Source organism: Hymenobacter tibetensis (assembly GCF_022827545.1).
GTDB lineage: Bacteria > Bacteroidota > Bacteroidia > Cytophagales > Hymenobacteraceae > Hymenobacter > Hymenobacter tibetensis.
In genome coordinates this window covers 1,684,777-1,704,369 of record NZ_CP094669.1, presented here as the reverse complement: position 1 = coordinate 1,704,369, position 19,593 = coordinate 1,684,777, and the positions used below count along the sequence as shown (strand labels likewise).

18 protein-coding genes are annotated in these 19,593 nt (G+C 55.4%); 3 read left to right on the top strand and 15 right to left on the bottom strand.

Annotation, left to right across the window (positions count from 1 at the left end; all coding sequences use genetic code 11):
• Nucleotides 1–51 precede the first annotated feature (51 nt).
• Complete coding sequence (gene rsmH / locus MTX78_RS06880) at nt 52–990, bottom strand: 16S rRNA (cytosine(1402)-N(4))-methyltransferase RsmH (protein ID WP_243801123.1); 939 nt, start codon at nt 988–990, stop codon at nt 52–54.
• Nucleotides 987–1,460 (bottom strand): division/cell wall cluster transcriptional repressor MraZ, encoded by a 474-nt coding sequence (gene mraZ / locus MTX78_RS06875; protein WP_243801121.1) that lies wholly within the window; start codon nt 1,458–1,460, stop codon nt 987–989. Before mraZ ends, rsmH begins: the two co-directional genes overlap by 4 nt.
• Nucleotides 1,461–1,915: 455 nt before the next feature.
• Between mraZ and MTX78_RS06870 the strand changes: the two genes are divergently transcribed.
• The 3 genes from MTX78_RS06870 to MTX78_RS06860 all read left to right on the top strand — a co-directional run bounded on the left by MTX78_RS06870 (nt 1,916) and on the right by MTX78_RS06860 (nt 5,289).
• Nucleotides 1,916–2,365 carry an HYC_CC_PP family protein gene (locus MTX78_RS06870; protein ID WP_243801115.1) on the top strand — a complete coding sequence of 150 codons (450 nt, stop codon included), beginning with the start codon at nt 1,916–1,918 and terminating at the stop codon, nt 2,363–2,365.
• A gap of 98 nt (nt 2,366–2,463) precedes the next feature.
• Entirely contained in the window at nt 2,464–4,794 is a 2,331-nt protein-coding gene (locus tag MTX78_RS06865) for a TonB-dependent receptor (protein WP_243801113.1), read from the top strand.
• Between the two features lie 102 nt (nt 4,795–4,896).
• A complete protein-coding gene (locus MTX78_RS06860) occupies nt 4,897–5,289 on the top strand; it encodes a heavy-metal-associated domain-containing protein (protein ID WP_243801109.1) in 393 nt (130 codons plus the stop codon).
• Between the two features lie 112 nt (nt 5,290–5,401).
• On the opposite strand, the gene MTX78_RS06855 is transcribed toward MTX78_RS06860, so the two are convergent.
• From MTX78_RS06855 to MTX78_RS06795, 13 genes are all read right to left on the bottom strand, one after another.
• Entirely contained in the window at nt 5,402–6,142 is a 741-nt protein-coding gene (locus tag MTX78_RS06855) for a fatty acid desaturase (RefSeq protein ID WP_394805607.1), read from the bottom strand.
• Between the two features lie 127 nt (nt 6,143–6,269).
• On the bottom strand, nt 6,270–7,118 hold the full coding sequence (locus MTX78_RS06850; RefSeq protein ID WP_243801108.1) for a 4-hydroxy-3-methylbut-2-enyl diphosphate reductase: 849 nt from the start codon (nt 7,116–7,118) through the stop codon (nt 6,270–6,272).
• A 108-nt stretch (nt 7,119–7,226) separates the two neighbouring features.
• On the bottom strand, nt 7,227–8,426 hold the full coding sequence (locus MTX78_RS06845) for a carboxypeptidase-like regulatory domain-containing protein (protein WP_243801107.1): 1,200 nt from the start codon (nt 8,424–8,426) through the stop codon (nt 7,227–7,229).
• A 166-nt stretch (nt 8,427–8,592) separates the two neighbouring features.
• Nucleotides 8,593–9,051: a hypothetical protein gene (locus MTX78_RS06840; RefSeq protein ID WP_243801106.1), complete on the bottom strand. Its 459-nt coding sequence runs from the start codon at nt 9,049–9,051 to the stop codon at nt 8,593–8,595.
• A 191-nt stretch (nt 9,052–9,242) separates the two neighbouring features.
• A complete protein-coding gene (locus MTX78_RS06835; protein ID WP_243801105.1) occupies nt 9,243–10,085 on the bottom strand; it encodes a phytoene/squalene synthase family protein in 843 nt (280 codons plus the stop codon).
• Between the two features lie 83 nt (nt 10,086–10,168).
• Nucleotides 10,169–11,677 carry a phytoene desaturase family protein gene (locus MTX78_RS06830; RefSeq protein ID WP_243801104.1) on the bottom strand — a complete coding sequence of 503 codons (1,509 nt, stop codon included), beginning with the start codon at nt 11,675–11,677 and terminating at the stop codon, nt 10,169–10,171.
• Nucleotides 11,678–11,955: 278 nt separating this feature from the next.
• Nucleotides 11,956–12,471 (bottom strand): sigma-70 family RNA polymerase sigma factor, encoded by a 516-nt coding sequence (locus MTX78_RS06825; protein WP_243801102.1) that lies wholly within the window; start codon nt 12,469–12,471, stop codon nt 11,956–11,958.
• A 300-nt stretch (nt 12,472–12,771) separates the two neighbouring features.
• Nucleotides 12,772–13,677, bottom strand: a complete 906-nt coding sequence (locus tag MTX78_RS06820) for a MerR family transcriptional regulator (RefSeq protein WP_243801101.1) — start codon at nt 13,675–13,677, stop codon at nt 12,772–12,774.
• A gap of 2 nt (nt 13,678–13,679) precedes the next feature.
• Complete coding sequence (locus tag MTX78_RS06815) at nt 13,680–14,201, bottom strand: sterol desaturase family protein (RefSeq protein ID WP_243801099.1); 522 nt, start codon at nt 14,199–14,201, stop codon at nt 13,680–13,682.
• Nucleotides 14,202–14,373: 172 nt separating this feature from the next.
• Nucleotides 14,374–15,186 (bottom strand): enoyl-CoA hydratase/isomerase family protein, encoded by an 813-nt coding sequence (locus MTX78_RS06810; RefSeq protein ID WP_243801098.1) that lies wholly within the window; start codon nt 15,184–15,186, stop codon nt 14,374–14,376.
• A gap of 164 nt (nt 15,187–15,350) precedes the next feature.
• Nucleotides 15,351–17,609, bottom strand: a complete 2,259-nt coding sequence (locus MTX78_RS06805; RefSeq protein ID WP_243801096.1) for a ComEC/Rec2 family competence protein — start codon at nt 17,607–17,609, stop codon at nt 15,351–15,353.
• 179 nt (nt 17,610–17,788) lie between these two features.
• Entirely contained in the window at nt 17,789–18,217 is a 429-nt protein-coding gene (locus tag MTX78_RS06800) for a GNAT family N-acetyltransferase (RefSeq protein ID WP_243801088.1), read from the bottom strand.
• A gap of 123 nt (nt 18,218–18,340) precedes the next feature.
• Nucleotides 18,341–19,462 (bottom strand): PhoH family protein, encoded by a 1,122-nt coding sequence (locus MTX78_RS06795; protein WP_243801086.1) that lies wholly within the window; start codon nt 19,460–19,462, stop codon nt 18,341–18,343.
• Between the last annotated feature and the right edge of the window lie 131 nt (nt 19,463–19,593).

The following is a 19,593-nucleotide window of genomic DNA, read 5'->3' as shown; positions in this document are numbered from 1 at the left end:
GTTTCGAGGTTGGTTGCTGCGAGAAGCGCAGAGTGTTTGTAGAGTTGTTCGTTAGTCTTTGCGGACGGCCACCCGCAGCTTCGCCGAACGGGCACGGCTGTTGGCAGCTACTTCCTCGGCAGAAGCTTCCACTGGTTTGCGGGTTAGTACGTCGAAAGGCTGGTTGGTATTGCCGAACAGGTCTTTTTCCGCTTCGCCAAAGAATTTGCCTTTGGCTATGAAATTCTTGACCAGCCGATCTTCCAAGGAATGGTAGCTCATCACCACCAATCGGCCACCGGGCCGCAGCACCTGCGCCGTCGCTGACAACATTTCTTGTAAGGCCTTCATTTCGTCGTTGGCCTCGATGCGCAAGGCTTGGAACACCTGCGCCAGATACTTGTTTTCTTTGCCGCGCGGGGTGCAGCTGGCAATAGCTTTTTTCAGCTCGGCGATGGTGCTGATGGTTTGCCCGCGCCGGGCTGAGGCCACCGTTTGAGCTAGCGTACGGGCATTGGTAACTTCCCCGTACATCCCGAAAATGCGGTGCAAGTCTGCTTCCGGATACTCGTTGATGATGTCGGCGGCAGTGGGGCCGTCTTCGGCATTCATGCGCATATCCAATGGCCCATCGAAGCGGGTGCTGAAGCCGCGCTCCGGCGTATCGAACTGGTGCGACGACACCCCCAAATCAGCCAGCACCCCATCTACCGGCAACACGCCCCGCGCTTTTAGCTCGGTGTGCAAGTCTCGGAAGTTGGCCCGGATGAAGGTGAACTGCGGGCAAGCCAGCTTCGCGGCTTCCTGCTCGGCATCGGCGTCCTGGTCGAAGCTGTAGAGGTGGCCCGTGGTGAGATGCTCCAGGATGCGGGCCGAGTGGCCACCGCCACCGAAGGTTACGTCCACGTAGCGGCCGTCGGGTTGCAGGTGGAGTGCTTCCAGGCACTCGCGCAACATCACCGGGCGGTGGTAGGCGGCATCGTTGCCGTACTCGTTGTTGCTTGTGCTCATGCGGCCAGGGGGCCGCCAGGGCCGTTTTCGGTGGTAAGAAACTTTTGCGCCAGCTTCGAGAAGCTTTGCTGGTCTTTAATCAGGTACTCATCATAGCGGGTAGGGTCCCAGATTTCACATCGGTTGCCAAGTCCCACAATAATGGCCTCCTTCTCGATGCCCGAGTAGCGCACCATGGTCCGGGGCAGCATAAACCGCCCGATGGTGTCCAGCTCCACTTCCGTCATGCCCCGGAAGAAGTTGCGCTGAAACTGGCGATACTCTTCGTTGAACTCGTCGAGCGCCATCACCTTGTCGTGGATGATGCGCCACGACTCGCGGGGGTACAACACCAAGCAGGGCTCGAACCCACGCACCAACACGAGTTGGTTGCCCGAGGCTTCCGGCAAGTTGCCTTTCACCTTGGCCGGCAGCACCAGCCGCCCTTTCGGGTCCAGCTTGCATTCGTATTCGCCGGAGAGCAGGTTCATGGGTTGAGGCAGGGCAGTGGGTAGGGATGCTAGCAAAAGTACACAATGCCTTAGAAAAGGCAACCACGATTTACCATTTTCTACCACTTAAAGAAAACTGGGTTTCCAGCTCCCAAACGCCGTTTTTTCCACATAACTAAAGATTTTAGCCAAGCATTCTGATAGCTCAAAGAGGTGCTTTGACAGAATGTCAGTACAACAAATCCGCTGCTATGCATCAGCTCAAAAGCTGTGTTACCCAGTGCTTTCTTTCTCCAACTAGGCTAGCAGCTGTATTAGTGATGCCTGTGGTTGAGAGGGCGGCAGCTTGCTTCCAAAGCACCTAAAAAGCCAACCAAACTAGATAATTATCCAGTGTTGGATTCACGACTGTAGTGTCTTTGTCTGAACGTTTGCTGTACCCTGCCGGCTCTTGCACCTTTTGCCTAGCGCTGGGGTTTATACCTTTGTAGCATATGAAGCGTCCTATCTCCCATCGGTTTTTCAGCGCATTGCTGGCATTGCTGGTTCTTACTGCTTCGGTGGGAATGACCGTGCTGCGGCATACGTGCCACCAAAGCGGGAGTCGTACAACATCGGTCGTCTTCACAACTCCCCAGCACCGCTGTCCAGCTCAGGAGCCTCGCTCCGAACAGCAAGCTTATTCCAGCCAAGCTCAGCTTAAAGCCGCGTGTTGCGAGTTCAGTGCGCACTTACACAAGCTGGATATTCCAACGCCGGAAATAACTTGGGCGAAGCTGCTACCGACGCCTTTGTTGACTACGTGGTGGCCCGCTTCCACTTGGCCGTTGGTGTCCCCTACCCTGCTGGTTGCGCAGGCCGAAGCTTGGCACGCCGCCGACAGTTCGCCACCCTTACGAGCGGGGCGGCTGTTGCTTTCGTTTATTGGTGTCTTGGTGGTGTAGTATGGTTCCGTGCCAGTCTGAACGGCTGGCGTTGGAAACGCCGCGAACTATAGGGTCCGGCTATTTCTCTTCGGAATGAATACTAACTTGCTGACACTATGGAATTTCCTTTCGGGCCCCGCTTTGCGGCCGCGCTTGGCCTCGTGCTGAGTAGCTCACCTGCTGCGCTGGCCCAATCCTCGGCCGATATTCTGGCTCCAGTTCGGGGGCAGGTAACGGACGCTACGGCAGCCAAGCCACTACCAGGCGCCGTGGTGCGCTGGCTCGGCACTACCGATGTGGCTACCACCGACAATGCTGGTGGTTTTGCGCTGCCGCGGCCTGCTCGTGCCGAAGCCAGCCGCCTCATCATCAACGCCCTTGGCTACCGCCCCGATACTATTGCCGTAGCCACCACCGGCAGCCCGTATGTGCGGGTGGCGCTGCGGCCGGGCGCCGAACTGGGAGAGGTACGCGTGGAAGACCGCGCCCCCTCCTACTCGTCTCTTACGCCTGCCAACACGCAGGTGATTACCAGCCGCGACCTAACCAAGTCAGCCTGCTGCAACCTAGCGGAAAGCTTTGAAACCAATGCGGCCGTAGAAGTTTCCACCACCGATGCGGTGTCCGGCGCCAAGCAGATTCAACTGCTCGGGCTCGATGGTGCTTATTCTTTGCTGACCGTGGACAACCTGCCGGCCCTGCGCGGCCTATCGACTCCCTACCGCCTCAACTACCTCTCCGGCACCTGGATTGAGAGCATCGACATCATCAAGGGCATGGGCTCGGTGGTGAATGGCTACGAAAGTATTTCGGGCCAGGTGAACGTGCGCCTCAAGGAGCCCGAAAAGGCGGAGCGGTTGCTTTTCAACGCTTACGGCAACGACCTCGGCAAATTCGATCTTAACCTGAACCTAGCCACGCCCTTAAGCAAGAAGGTATCCACGGCCCTGTTGCTGCACTCCGACCATCTGGGCCGCCGCGTTGACCGGAACAAGGATGGGTTTATGGACCTGCCACTGGCCACGCAATACAACGTGTTCAACAAGTGGAAATACCAGTCGGGCAATGGGATAGTAAGTGAAATAGGGCTGGGCGCGCTACGCGAAACCCGGGAAGGCGGCCAGCTTGGTTTCCGGACCGGAGCCGCCGATGCGTACCAGCAGAACTACGGCTTCACTAGCTCCACCAACCGCTACACGGGTTTCGCCAAGACATCTTACACCTGGCCGGGCCGCCCGTACCAAAGCTTGGGCTTGCTGCTCAGTGGAACTCACCACGACTTCAACTCCACCTATTCCTATAAGCAGGCCCCGTATGAACCACGGCAGTATGATGGCACGCAGCGCACGGGCCTTGCTACCTTGTTGTTCCAAAGCGTGCTGGGCACTACCGCCCATACCTACCGCGTAGGCCTGAGCTATTTGCACGACGACTATCAGGAGCTGTTTCGCAACGGCATCAGCTACCTCAACGAGACACCCGAGGTGCGCTACGCGCGGGAGCACCGCACCCGTCTGGAGAACGTGCCGGGTGGTTTTGCGGAATACACCTACCAAAACTTGCGGAATCTCACGCTGGTGGGCGGCCTGCGCCTCGACCGGCACAACCTCTACGGCTGGCAGCTCACGCCGCGCTTCAATTTGAAATATGATGCCGCCAAAAACTCGGTGCTACGATTGGCAGCTGGCACAGGCTTCCGGATAGCCAACCCCATTGCCGACAACATTGGCTCCTTGTTGAGTGCCCGTGAATTTGTAATTGCACCCAACCTGCGCCCCGAAAAGGCCTGGAACGCGGGCGGCAGTGTCACACAGTATTTCACGCTGGCTGGCCGCAATGCCACCTTCGTAGTGGACTACTACCACACTGAGTTTCAGAACCAGGTAATTGCCGACATGTATACCGCCCCGAGCTTGCTACTGGTGAGCAACCTGGAGCCTGGCGGCCGTTCTTTCTCGCGTAGCTTTCAGGCCGAAGTACAGGTGGAGCCCGTGAAAGGCCTCACGGCAAAAGCCGCCTACAAATACCTGGACGTGAAAACCAGCTACAGCGGGCAGCTGCTCCGCCGACCGATGACGGTGCCCCACCGAGTATTCTTCAACGTGGGATACGCCACCGCCTACGACAAGTGGCGGGCCGATCTGACTGTGCAAGCCTTCGGGCAGCGGCCGTTGGCGCCCCACCCTGGCGAGGAGGGCCATCAGCACGGCGCCGCCGAAACAATGCTGCCTTACTCGCCGCGCTTTGCGTTGCTTAACACGCAGCTTACCAGATCCTTTAAGCGCTTCGAAGTATATGCCGGCGTGGAAAACCTGACCAACTACCGCCAAGCAAACCCGATTCAAAGCGCGTCTATGCCCTTCGACCAAAACTTCGATGCAGCCATGGTGTACGGCCCCACTTATGGACGCCTGACGTATGCTGGCTTACGCTTCCGGATAGAGTAAGGGGCAGTGAATCAGTTGCAGCCCTGAAACGGCACAATTTTCGTCTTACTTTTCAGTGCATTTCTTTTGCTTTTACGCGCATTGGCGCCAGACTCTCTTCATATGAAATCCGTCAAAATCTTCCTGCTAGCTCTGCTCACACTCCTGACTGCCCAAGTGGCCCAAGCGCAAACGGCCTCCAAAGCGAAAAGCCAAGCGGCCGGTACCGAGCAGGTACAACTCAAGACATCTGCGGTGTGCGACATGTGCAAAACCCGCCTCGAAAAAGCCATGGCTTATGAAAAAGGCGTGCAAGCCGCCGTTCTTGATGTGCCCACGCAGGTACTAACTGTCACGTACCGCCCCGAGAAGACTACGCCCGAAGCGTTGCGCACCGCCGTGCAGAAGACCGGCTACGACGCCGACGCCCAACCTGCCGACGAGCGTGCCTATAACAAACTACCCGACTGCTGCAAGAAAACCAACGCCGTCCACACCAAGGAAGGTAGCAGATAGGCGTACCATTGGCTTGAATGCCATTGGAACACCTGAACTGTGTATTGGCATTTGCAACAAAAAGCCCCTCCTGTAGTAGGAAGGGCTTTTTGTTGTGTCATAAATACGTTGCCTACTTGGTTTCCCACAGGCGCCACCAGGGCAGATACGGCTGGTCGTGGTGCTCATAGTGATAACCGAAAAAGTAGCAACTCACAAAGGCCCATAGGTGGTGCCGAAACTGACTGCGCGACTTATGCAGGTTGTCGGGTTCGTGTTCACCCCGATGGGGCAGGTACGTACCAAAAAAGAATAGTTGCAGCGTAGCCAACACGGCCGGTATCATCCAGAAAGCAATGACGTTGGCTTGCGGAAAATATAGCTTCAAGATATTGTAGGTAGCCGCCATCAATAGCACTTGCCACACCGTCACGTAGTTCCAAGCGAAGCGCACAAACCATGGCAGGAAGCCGGGGTGGTGGCCGTCGTGGAAGTCGGGGTCGTCGTCGGTGCCTACGTGGCGATGATGCTGGTGGTGCTTGGGAAGCATCCGGGGAAACCAGTTGAAGGCAAACAAGCCGGCGGCTATGGTGCCCAGCACGTTGTTTAGGCGCTTATTGGAGCTTACTACACCGTGCATCGCATCGTGTGCCGTGATGAAGAGCCCCGTGTAGAGGTGCGTTTGCAGCAAGAGCAACAAGTAAGGCCAGGGAGTTGTCCAGTTGGGCTGGTAAGCGGCCAACAAATAGGTTAGCAAGCCTGCCCATGCTCCCATAATCAACAGCGCTACTACCACACCCTTGTAGCCAAGAGGCGCGGGCTTTACCCGTTGGGTAGTAGCTGAGTGATGAAGTAACTGAGTAGCAGGAACCATAAGGTATAAGCCAAGTGAACTAGCGAAATCGTCTTCTTGTAGCCGCTTCACTACGCCGCAGCCGCAACATACGTTCAGAGGCAACGCACAAAAATACGGGAGCAAGTAGCTGAAGCCTATGTTCTTGCTAGAGGGCTAGCAACGCATCACGCACTTGCTCCATCAGCCACATAGGCGTGCTGGTGGCGCCACAAATGCCTACCGACTGCCCCGGCTGAAACCAAGTTGGGCATATTTCTTCCACTTTCGAAATGAAGTGGGTGGCCGGATTAGTTTCCTTGCAGACCTGGTAGAGCACCTTGCCATTAGAGCTTTTTGTACCGGATACGAATACAATCTGGTCGTACTGCTCGGAGAATTTGCGCAGGTCTTTGTCGCGGTTACTTACCTGCCGGCAAATGGTATCGTTTGCGTTGATGTGGTAACCGCGCTGCTCTAGCTCTCCTTTGATGCGGTAAAAGGAGTCGGTGCTTTTGGTGGTCTGGCTGTAGAGCGTGATGTTGGACGGCAGTTCGTGGAGCAACAACTCGTCTAGGTTCTCGAACACGACGGCGTTGCCGCTGGTCTGGCCCAGAAGTCCCCGAACCTCGGCGTGGCCGTGCTTGCCATAGATAAATATCTTTTCCTGCTTGTCGTAGCTGGTTTTGATGCGGTTTTGGAGTTTGAGCACCACGGGGCACGAGGCGTCAATAAGCGTCAGGTTGTTTTCCAACGCCATTTGGTAGGTACTCGGTGGCTCGCCGTGGGCCCGAATAAGGACGGCCTCGTTGCGGAGCTGCTCGAACTGCTCGTAGTCGATGATGCGTAGACCGCGCTTTTCCAGTCGCTGCACTTCTTCATCGTTGTGCACGATGTCGCCTAGGCAGTATAGGTAGCCTTGCTCGTCGAGGATGTCTTCAGCCATTTGAATGGCATAGATAACGCCGAAGCAAAAGCCGGAATTGGGGTCAATACGGACGCTTAGGTGTTGCGGCATAACGCAGGAATAACCGCGGAAAGGGTCGGAAGGTTACGAGGTGCCGTTCAGCTGGCTATAAAAAATACGGAATCTGTCTTGAAACCGGATGTTAAGCTAATAGTTCAGCTACATCCGCCGAAATACGCGCTGGCCTTCCAAGTCTTGAATTAGCTTCTCATCGAGCGGGCTATTCTTGAGTACGGCGTTATCCAGCCAGAAAGCCGGATTGTAAGGACGAGCCATAATCTGCTGTAAATCTTTGCTTTTGCGTGGCACATCAGCATAAGCATGCCCGGCCAAGCGCGGGGTATATTGGTAAAAAAAGAAATTTCCTGCTACGTGCGTGCTATCCACCTTGCCATTGCCCTGCTGCAGCACAAGGCGGCACTGCGCCCGGGTGCCAGCGAGGCGCGTAAGAGAGTCAGCCACTGGCGTGTAGTCTGATACCACCTGAAACGCGTCAGATAAAATTTTGGTGTCCGCTACGCCGTTCAAGCTCAATAAGCTACTGGCCGAAAACGTCATTTCACGCCGATGCAGCGCGGCCGTTTGCCTATCGATGTAGAGCAAGCCGCTGGGTGCCGGTTTGGTTATAGTAGGCTTGGGCTGAAAGTGAATCACGGCCAACTCGCGCCCTTGGCTGGTTTGAATTTCCTTGAGTGTAAAATCGAATTGCGTCAAGGCTTGCGGCCCAAGGGGCGTCAACAGCTTAGCTCGCCTTGAATTCTTGATGAACGTTGGCAATGTCACTCGAATGATAGCCGAGAGATTGGTGAACGTGAAACCGCCTGGCCGCACAGCAGAACGACTTTCGCCTAAGTCCCACCCGGTAATGTGCCGGTCATTGAACTTCACGTCGTAAAACGCATCGAAGAATTCGCAGTACGTGCCGTTTTGCTTGGTTTTCTGGCGGTAAAAGGCTTTCCCGTAGTACGTCTGCTTTTCGTGCCGTAGCAGTTTGGCGGAAGCCCGCTGAATAAGCTCCCGCACTTCCAACTCAGGGTTACGGACCCGCACTTCGGGCAGCGCTACGGCACTGGCCTGTAGCACCACCACTAGAGGCACGTCGGCGGCACCAACCGACACCAACTTGGGCGCATACCCAATGCTAAGCACTTCTATTCGTTGCGGCAACGTGGCCACCCGCAAACTAAATTCTCCTACCTCGTTGGTGGCAGTGCCTTGCTGGCTGCCTTTCACGCCCACGCTGGCATAGGGCACTGGACGCTGCAAGCCGTCCAGCACCTGCCCCGTGACGGTAATACCTTGCGCTACCACCCCGCTCCCTGTCAGGAACAGGCCCCCGAATACCAGTAAGGCTTTCATAAAATCAGAAACGAAAAAGCACTAGAAAGCTTGTAGAAGCCACTCCCACCCAATAGGGCACAGCAGACTCCATTAGGTTGTATGAACAGCGAAACGTCTTCTCGTACCAAACAAAAGAAGCTCCCGATTGGGAGCTTCTTTTGTTGCATAGCCGGGGAGGTTAATCCTACAGTTGCGTGAGTTTCTGCGCATCGGACTCCGATACGTGGCCACGGTCGACCATAAAGTTTCGCACCAAGCCGAAAGATTCGGCATCGAGGCCAGATTTAGGGTGCTGTAGTAAAGTAGTCAGTAAGAACTGCCGGTCTTCTTCTACGTGCTGGCTAAGGCCCAAGAAGGAAGGCAGGTTGCTTTCCACACTCAAACGCAGGAACCGGATTTCGGCGTTGTGGCTGTTCAGCTTCACTGCTTCATCAAACTGCTTGGCGGCGTTCTGCACGTAGGTCAGCTTGTTGAACATAGAAGCGTCGCGGGCCCGAATAGCTTCGGCTGCTGCTTTATAGGCCAACACCACGGCATCCTGCTCATGGTAAGCCGCCATGAGCTGATAGAACTTCTCGCCAGCTTCTTTGCTGGTGGCAGCCTCTTGATACTGACGGCGCAGGTTGGAAACGGAATAAGGCATTCGATCTAATAAGAGTTGAGAATTAAAAATCTGTAGTTGGTGCGCCGGCGCCGGCGTGATTTTTAATTCAGACAAAGGGACAAGACAAGCGAAAGCGCAAAGGCAACGACGGAAGGAAAGCTTCACTCGGCAAAGGATTCGTGGTTGAATAGGCTGTCGTTCCCTTATACTGTATAAGGCAAGACAACGGTTCAAATAGCCCGTAGGCGATAGCGAAAATACGAACCCATCAACAAAAGCAGCTTGGTGTTATCTGGGACGCGCACCCGCTCTCCCAAAATTCGTGCCGCTGGCAGCTGTTTAATCTTATGGAATAGCTTGAGATAGTACACGTATGCCAAGTACACGCCGAGCTTGGCTGAACGTGGCAACTGCATAATGCCCACGTAGGCCGCGTCGAAATCGGCTCGGATATCGGCTTCTATTTCGCGCTTCACCTTGTCGTCGAACCGCTCGTACGTTACGCCTGGGAAGTATACGCGGCCCCGTTCATCGTAGTCGGAGCGGATATCGCGCAGAAAGTTCACCTTCTGAAACGCCGAGCCGAGCCGCCGCGCGGGCTCCCGCAGCCGCTGAAACATGGCTTCGTCGCCTTCGCAAAAAATTCGCAAACACATCAGCCCCACCACTTCGGCCGAGCCGTAGATGTACTTCTCGTACAACGACTGGTTGTAGCTGCGGTCATCGAGGTCCATTTCCATGCTGTACAGAAAGGCATCGATAAATTCCCGGTCGATATGGTACGCGTGCACCACATCCTGAAACGCATGTAGCACCGGGTTCAAGCTGATTCGGCGGGCTAGGGCTTCGTCGGTTTGGCGCTTGAAATCAGTGAACAGCGCAGCCTTGTCGTGGTCGTGGAAGGTGTCCACAATCTCATCGGCCCACCGCACGAAGCCATACACGGCATACACTGGCAAGTGAAACCGCACATCGAGTGTACGGATGCCTAGTGTAAAGGACGTGCTGTAGCGTTGCGTGATAAGCTTGCTGCACGCGCGGCTGGTTTCAGTGAATAGGGCAACGTGGTCCAAGGAGCGAATGGGTAACGGGGTGGCCGGGTGAAGATAAATAGAAGTCTGATTGCGTAAGGGTGGAAGCAGTAAAAACCACTTCCTCAGCGAGCTAGCTCCGGAACAACAGGCGTTTTCAGCACCGGAAATTCTTTCTCCACCTCCCCTGCCACTACCTGCCCAGATATGAGCGAAGGCGGCACGCCTGGCCCAGGTACGGTGAGTTGCCCCGTGAAATACAGGTTGTGTACCTTTTTGCTTTTCAGCGAGGGTTTCAAGATGGCGGTCTGGCGGAGCGTGTTGGCTAGGCCGTAGGCGTTGCCTTTGTAGCTGTGGTAATCCTGCATGAAATCTTGGTGGGCATAGCTGCGCTTAAACACCACCGCGTCGCGGATGCTGTGGCCACAATGCCGCTCTAGCCGGTCCATGATCAAGTGGTAATAATGCTCCCGGGTTTGCTCCGGGTCGGGCAGGTTGGGCGCCACCGGAATCAGCAGAAACAGGTTTTCGCAGCCGGGAGGTGCCACGCTGGAGTCCGTTACGCTTGGCGTGGAAGCGTAGAACAGCGGGCGGCTCGGCCATTTCGGCTGCTCATAGATTTCCTCGGCATGCAACGCAAAGTCCTCATCAAAGAACAGATTGTGGTGGCGTAGCTTATCGAGCCGCTTGTTGACACCCAGATAAAACAGCAACGACGAGGGCGCCATGGTACGCTTGTCCCAGTAGCTTTCCGTGTAGTTGCGCCATTCAGGGGCCAGCAACTGCTGCTCGGCGTGGTGGTAGTCGGCACCGGCCACTACTATATCGGCCGCATAAAAGCCGGTGGTGGTTTGCACGCCGGTGGCGTGGCCTTTTTCCACCACTATCTGCTGCACTTCTTGGTTATATTTCAGCGTCACGCCTTGCTCCTGCGCCAACCGCACCATTCCCTCCACAATCTTGTGCATACCGCCCATCGGGTACCACGTGCCCAGCGCCAGGTCGGCGTAGTTCATTAGCGAGTACAGGGCCGGGGTGTTTTCCGAGGTAGCACCAAGAAACAGAATGGGGAATTCCACTAGTTCTAGCAGCCGCGAGTCTTTGAAAAACTTACGCACATGCTTGTGCATGCTTTGCAGCAAGTCGAGGCGCACGGCATCAACTAGCAGCCGCGGATCAGCGAATTCCAGTAAAGAGCGGCCCGGCATGTGTACGAATTTGCCGATGCCGACCTCATATTTATAGGCTGCCTGCCGCAAAAACTCATCGAGGCGCGCGGCGCTACCGGGCTCGTACCGCTCAAACAACGCCCGCAGCTCGTCCATAGCAGCCGGTATGTCAACCGCCTCTAGTCCTTTGAACACCACTTGATAGGAAGGATCCAGCCGCACCAAGTTGTAATAATCGGCCACTTTCTTACCGAACCGGGCAAAGTACTGCTCGAATATATCGGGCATCCAGTACCAGCTCGGGCCCATATCGAACGTGAAGCCCTCGGCCTTGAATACTCGTGCCCGGCCGCCGGGACCCTCGTTCTTTTCAAGCACCGTCACGCGGTAGCCTCGCTGCGCCAGCGAAGTAGCCGCCGCAAGGCCCGCAAAACCGGAGCCGATAACAATCACATGTTTACTCACAAAGCACAGATTACGCAGATTGAAAGCAGATTTCGCTGAAGTGAGCGAATGCAAAGATGAAAGTTTACAACGCATCGTGCAGCACGCGCTTTGTTGGCCTCCTATATGCATACCGCCAAGCCCGACAGAGGTTTTAAATAAGCTGGCATCTAAGCCTGTGCACTTGCTGGAAACGCCTCTGGAATAGCCTACAACAAACCGGGCCGCGAACAGCGCCAAATCAGCGTCGTTCGCGGCCCGTGATACGCCCGGGGCGGGGTATACTCTCTCCCTATTCCCTACTCGCCGGGGGCGTATGTCTTTAACGCATCTTTCAGCTCCTTGCGAGCAATGTGGATGCGGTTCTTGACGGTGCCAATCGGAATTTGCAGCTTCTCCGCAATTTCCAGGTACTTGTAGCCTATGTAGTACATCATAAACGGCGTCCGATAGTCGGCCGACAACCCAGCAATAGCTTGGTTGATATCAGTTACTACGAAGTCGGAACTAGCGCCGTTGTGTGTAATGTAGTTTTCGTCGGTGTTGAAGTACTGGAAGTACTCCGTGCTGTCGATGTTACTGTTGCGCTTCGTTATCTTATTGTAATTGTTGATAAACGTATTGCGCATGATGGTATACAACCAGGCCTTAAGGTTGGTACCAGCTTTAAACTTGTCTTTATTTAATAACGCTTTCAACAAAGTCTCTTGCACCAGATCCTTCGCATCATCAGCGTCGCGGGTCAGGTTCATCGCCACGGGCTTTAGAGAGTAGGAAATCTTCTGTACTTGACTGGTGAATTCCAAAGAGGTCATACTGTTTAGCTTTTCGTGGCAAAAGGTTAAACAAATATACGAGCCAAATTTGAAGTCGGGTGACGCTCGGTCAACTATTTTTCTACCCTTCTCTCAACTGCTTGTATAGCGTCAAGCAAAGTACGAAGCCACTGATAATCAGGCTGAAAAACCGCTGAAAAAATCGATTGAGCTCTAATTTTTGCTCGTAAGATGAACCCTTTAAAATGCCCGTTAAACCTTCGATTATCCTAGACAAACAACCGTTTTTGGAAGACAAAGCCTAAAACAGAAATGCTTATTTTCCGGGTTATTTTTTTGTTAAGCCAAGGCTTTTTCGCTCTTGCGAAGCTCATTTGCCAGGGAAATAAACTCGGTAATCAACCGAAAACGAACTGCGCCGACCGGCAATTCCAGCCCTTCTATCATAGCCAACGGGCCATATAAGCATATCTTCTTGTTGGGGCACAGTTGCACAATTTTGTCAACGAACTCCTGCACACGGTCGCGCTCCGGCACGGCGGTCATGACGGTGCACACCACATGCGGTTCGTAAGCAGCGCACACCGCTTTTAGCTCCGTAACGGGCAAGTTCTGGCCTAGATACAGCACATGATGGCCCCGAAACCGTAACACGTAGTTCATGAACAGCAGGGCCAACTCGTGCATTTCGCCTTCCGGCAGAAACAACACCCACCGATGCGCAGCACTGGGCTTTACCGGCGCCAGCAGGTCAATGGCAGCCATCATCTTTTGGCGCACCAAGTTGGTTACCAAGTGCTCCTGCGCCGGATTCACGCTGCCAGCTTGCCACATCACGCCGATACGCTGCAAAAACGGATACACGACGTGCATGACAGCATTTTCGAAGCCTTGCTGATGGATTGTCTGGTTTAAGACGAAGTTGAGCTGCGGCTCATTCATCTCCAGCATGGCCGCTAGCAAGCTGTTCACTTGCTGACAATACCCGTGGGCCGCATCATTACAGGCAATAACCGCTTGGCTCAACTCTTGCTCGCTCAGCTGCGCCACTTTGGATATGCGGTGCCCTTGGCTGCACAGAGTAGCCACGTTCAAAAGCCGGCGCAGATCATCGTCGCAATAGGTCCGGATGTTGGTGGCGGTACGCACGGGCCGAAGAATGCCATAGCGCAGCTCCCACATCCGAATAGTGTGGGCTTTGATGCCACTAAGCTGCTCTAAGTCACTAATTGAAAATTGTCCCACGTCTATTTCTCCTCTCCTTCTAACTGCTTGCCGCTCATGGCTGGCTGCCGCAGCTTACGCGTGGGAGCTGGCTTGCGCATAGCCAGCGTAAAGTAGCGCGGTGATACCCATAGCAACCCAAATTCCTCGGAGTTGTCGCGCCCGGTAGCCTTGTGGTGCATCTTGTGGGCCATATTCAACGCCCGCAAGTACGTATTGCGTGATTTGCGCCAAAAGCGCATCCGCCCATGAATCAGCACGTCGTGCACGAAAAAGTACAGCGTGCCATAGGCGGCAATGCCCACCCCTATCCAAAAACGAAAGTCTTTGGTAGGAGAACCATACACGATGAGCAAGGCCGAGAGGCCACCATAAAACAGGAAGAAGAAGTCGTTGCGCTCGAAACGGTGCGGATGACGCACATGATGCGAGCGGTGCAAAAACCACAGTGGCCCATGCAGCACAAATTTGTGCATGAACCACGCAATGAATTCCATTCCCAGAAAAGTAGCCGTGGTAGTGGCTACGGCTGCCATTGTTGTCATATGGTGAAGCTAACCACTGTACAGGTCAGATGTTTGAAAAGTATAGGTTGCACCTCTTAAAAACCATCCGCAGCAGCTCGTCAACCTGCTATTCGCAGGCAACCTGTTAGTGGAGCGAATAGTAGGGTGGCAAGCCGCGGCGGGTGATGCGCGCAAAAACGCAACAACCAACCTAGTTTTCCCAATTCATCTTCTCTTTCGCTAAAAACGCGGCAATGCCGCGGCGACAGTCGAGGGAGCCGCGAGCCTCAGCGTTCATTTGCGCCGCATAGCGTAAGCTATCTTCCAGAGGCATTTCTGGGATACGGGCCAGCATTTCCTTGGTCAACGCCATGCTCTGAGCGGAGTTTTCCACGCAAAGCCTCCGAGCAAAAGTATAAACGTGGTTAGCCAACGAGTCAGCGGTTACTACTTCGTTGATTAAGGCAAGTTCCGCCGCCTTCTGAGCTGAAACCACCTCGCCCGTAAGCAAAAGCTGCTTGGTCCGAGCCTCCCCTATTTTGCGCACTAGAAACACACTCACAATAGCAGGCAAGAAGCCGATTTTCACTTCGGTGTAGCCAAACTTGGCTTCGGGCACGGCAAAAGCGAAGTCGCAGATGCTGGCTAGGCCGCAACCGCCGGCCAGTGCATGGCCCTGAACTTGCGCCACCACCACCTTTTTGAGCGTGTATATCTGATGAAACAACTGCATCAGGTGCGTGGAATCCAGCAAGTTATCGGTGTACCCGAAGCCTTGCAATTCTTGGATGTAGGCCAGGTCGGCACCGGCGCAAAAGGCTTCTCCTTCGGCGCGTAGCACTACTACCTTGCAGGCTTCGTCGTCCTCGGCAAAGTCGAAGGCCAGCTTCAGTTCCGATACCATGTCGGCGCTTAGAGCGTTTCGCTTGTCGGGGCGGTTGAGGGTTATATAGCCGATGGCGTCTTGCGCCTCGTAGCGAATGAAGCGCAGGGCCTCCAGCTCTTGGGTGGGCATATTATCCATAGGATTCCTGAGTAAGTCAACAGTGAAAACGGCGTGGGGTCAGCCGGGCAGCGCCCCCGCAACCGCACAGCCGCAGCTAGGTCGATACCTACCAAACCTAACAAAAAGGAAGCGCTCTTAAAACTATATAGCGCGCCAGCAGGCAAAGCGGTTTCGCCGTGCTCCTAGTTTCCGGAGGCTGGCCTTACTACCTGCCGCACATACGCCCCTTGGGTGGTCAGGTCATGTACTTGCCAGCCAGCTATTTGCAGCTCCGGACGAAGCTTTTCAACATACCAAGATTTGCAAGAAGAATCGAAAATTATCGTTGGTCGCGACCCGAAAACGGCGGCTAAGGCCTCGGGTTTGACCCAGGCATTGCGGCGCAGCACCACTACTTCCACCGGAATAGGCTTGCGGGCGCCATCCAGCCGCCCCGATACGAAGGCCATCTGTACGCCGCGCCACACCGCCAGCACCACGCTACTGCTATCGGGCTGAATTGCCGGCACCGGACTACCACGCCAGCCGGTATAGTAACGCACCTGTTGCGCATCTCGCTCGATAGTGCCAGGCACGATGCGGTAGGTGCGCTCGGTTTCGTTGAGCGGCAATGAATCGACGGTAACGATATGCGCGGCGGCACCCTGCCAGAACCCTACCACCGACCGGCGGGGAATACTATAGAACACCAGGCGCTCATCGGGGGCGAGGCGCCGAGCGGCCCACACGCGGCTGCCAACAAATACCGTCATCAGCCCACAGGCCAGGGCCAGCCAGGTTAAATGCCGACGCGCTAGAAACGCCAGCAGCACTAAAATAACAGCAAAAATCAGCCAGGCCTGTGGCGCCGTAACGTGCACCCCAGAAATCAGGGCGCCTGGCATAGCGTGGCCAATCCAGAAAATGTAGTTGTTGAACCAGCGAATCAATGCTTCAAACAGCATACCCACCATTCTCGGCCCCAAGTCGAGCACACTCGCTAACGCAGGCGAAGCAAGCCCAACCAGCGCCACCAGTCCCTTGAGCAGCAGCAGCCCCAAGCCTACATACACGGCCACCGAAGAAATAGGCACCGCTATTAGGTTGGAAAGCAGAAAGCTGAGCGGAAACTGATGGAAATAGTAGAGGCCCAACGGAAACGTAGCCACTTGTGCCGCCAACGATAGCGCTGTAGCCTGCCAGATTTTGTCTGCTATCCAGCTGGTTGCCTTCCACAGCCCCTGCACGTGCTTGGCCTGCCACGCCTGCTGCTTAGCAAGAAAATAGCCTTTTGCATCCCAGCACGCCACAATACGCGGTTGGAGATACACAATGCTGATAACGGCCAGGAAAGAAAGCTGAAATCCCACGTCGCAAAGCAGATAGGGGTCGTAGCACAGCAGACAAAAGGCGGCAACAGCCAGTGTATTGAACATATTGGTTTGTCGGCCGCTGGCCTGCGCCACAATCACGAAGGTAAACATGACGGCCGCGCGCAGCACCGACGCCGACAAACCCGTCAGGAACGCGTAGCTCCAGATAACGCTTACGCCCAGCAGCGCCGACACCAACCGGAACATAGCCCCCCGGCGGCCCGGAAGCAGGCTTACACCCAAAGTAACAACCCCAAACAGCAGCCCCACCTGCAAGCCCGACACCGCCATGATGTGCGTAGTACCCGTGTTGGCGTACGCCTGCTTGGTTTGCTGGTCGACGTCGTCTTTGATGCCCAACACCAACGCCGACGCCAGCGCATATTCTCGCTTTGCCTTCACATAGTCCCGAAATACCCCGTCAAGTGCCCGCGCTGCCCGCATGGCTACTGCTCGCAGGAGGTTGGGGGGTGCTACGGCGAGCTTACGGTATTGGTCGGGGTGGAGGAACTGCTGATGGTAGACTTGGTGGTATTGCAAGTAGCGCCGATAGTCGAACTCGCCCGGGTTGAGCGGTGCTTTGCTTGGTGCCGGTGCTCCGCGCACCAGCCATACATCCCCATACAGCGGTGCCACCACGCCCGAGTCGCGGGGGATGGAAACCCGGATGCCGCCGGTAGCCGACTGCCACTTCCCAGCTACCCGCACCGCCGAAACGCGCACGGTAGTGGCATACGTAGCGGGCCGCACCACCGTATAGTCGTCCACCACGCCGCGGTAAAACTCGATTCTGCTGCCAAACCGATACACGTGATTTTCCAGGCGAGATTCCGTGGCTTGCTGCGTCAAGGCAGCGCCGGCTGCGTACACGGCCACCACCGCCAACAGCCCGGCCACATCCGTGGCAGTATTTCCGCGCTGCTTACTCGCCCACAACTGTGCCACCCCAAAGAGCAGCACCACCGCCGCCACCAAGCCGGTCCACGACAGCAGTGTCTCGCCGATGTAGAGGTACGTCAGAATGCCCGCCACCAAGGCCAGGGTTAGGCGCACGAAGGCATACGACGCCCATTGAATTGAGGAACTCATATCACCAGATAAAACACGATAGCCAGATTGATAACAGCTTATTCTAATATCGAGTAATATAGGTAAAAGTCTAGGCAAGTAGGCTCGTAGCTTGTCAGGCACAACGCAAAAAAGCCCTTCTGGGCATCTAGCAGAAGGGCTTTTGAATGACTAAACGAAGCTACGTAGCTCCCTCTCTGTTACCGCCGGATCATCTTGTAGTGTTGGATGTCGCACTCCTCGAACATCTCCCCTGATTTCTCGAAGCCGTGGCGCTCATAGAACCGTACGGCTGGCAGCTGCGCGTGCAGATAGACCAACGCGCCCGGGTGCGTTGCATCTACATCCTGAAGCACTTGTTCGAGCAGCGCAGCCCCGGCCTGCTGACTGCGGTAATCAGCCAATACGGCAAACCGCTCCAGCTTCACGCCAGCTTCGGTTTTGCGCCAGCGGGCGGCTCCGCAGGGGGTACCGTCGGCGGCCCGGGCCAGATAATGGGTGGCGCCGTTTACGTCATGCGCGTCATACTCTTCTTCGGCAGGCACGTTTTGCCCTACTACAAACACTTCCCGACGGATAGCAAAAGCAGCATCAAGGTCTTGTGGCTTGGAAATGCGTTGGGCTTGCATAGTGCACTGGGTTAAACTGATGAAGTGGCGAAAATAGCAACGAAATAAAAAAGCGGCCTCCTATCGGAAGCCGCTTTTTCACTAGCAAACGAGAATGGCCGCCGTATCCAGCGCCCAATTGCTTTACAGTTGCTGTTCCTGGTTTACGGGCAACTCCTGCGTGCCGTCGTCTTCGGGCCGCGCATCTGGGTGCCGGCTAGCGTCGGGGGCAGCGGAACCGGGTCCGTTGGGGCGGCGGTAGGGCTGATACTCCCGAATGGGGCGGTTACCTTGGTTGGCCTGCTCTTGCTGCGCAGCCACGTCGAACTTGTCGTAAGCCATGACAATGGACTTCACCAACCGGTGACGCACCACGTCTTCGGAACTCATTTCCACGAACCCGATGCCGTTCACGTCTTTCAGAATATCCAGTGCCTGGATGAGGCCGGATTTCTGCTTGGTGGGCAAGTCAATCTGGCTTCGGTCGCCGTTGACCATCACCTTGGCCGTGGGGCCCATCCGGGTTAGGAACATCTTCAGCTGCGACGGTGTGGTGTTCTGCGCTTCATCCAGCAGTACGAAAGCATTGTTGAGCGTCCGGCCACGCATGTAGGCCAGCGGCGCTATTTCAATGGTTTTGTTCTCCATGTAGAACTTGAACTTCTCGGGCGGCAGCATGTCCTCCAGCGCATCATAAATGGGCCGCAAGTATGGATCTATCTTGTCTTTCAAGTCGCCGGGCAAGAAACCTAGGCTTTCGCCAGCTTCCACAACGGGACGCGAAATGATGATCTTCTTCACCTCTTTGTTTTTGAGGGCACGCACCGCCAAGGCCACCGAAATGTAGGTTTTGCCCGTACCGGCTGGCCCCAATGCAAACACCAGGTCATGACGCATTACGGCATCGACGAGTCGCTGCTGGTTGGCCGTCTTGGCTTTGATAACGCCGCCTTTGGCTCCAAACAGAATCACGTCGGGCGAGGCTGCCAGCAGACGGTCCTGCTGATCTTCGTCGGCGGATGAGAGATACTGGTACACGGTTTTGTCGGTGATTACCCCATACTGGTGGTAGTGCTCCAGCAGGGCCGACAGGATATCATTGATACGGCCGATGACGGGCGTTTGGCCCTGTATTTTAATCTCGTTGCCGCGGGAAATAATTTTACTACCTGGAAAAGCCGCCGCTAGCTGGCGGATGTTCTGGTTATCGGGTCCCAGGAAATCAATCAGGGACACGTTTTCGAGCGTGATGACTTTCTCTACCAAATTAGGGGTGGTGGGGACTAGGAAGTTGAGTGAAATGAAAGTACTTGAGCAGCATCGGTTCCGGCAAATAGCCTACTTTTGCCGCCCTTGGAAGGCATCAAAACAATAGTACGAAGAACTCAGGATTTCCG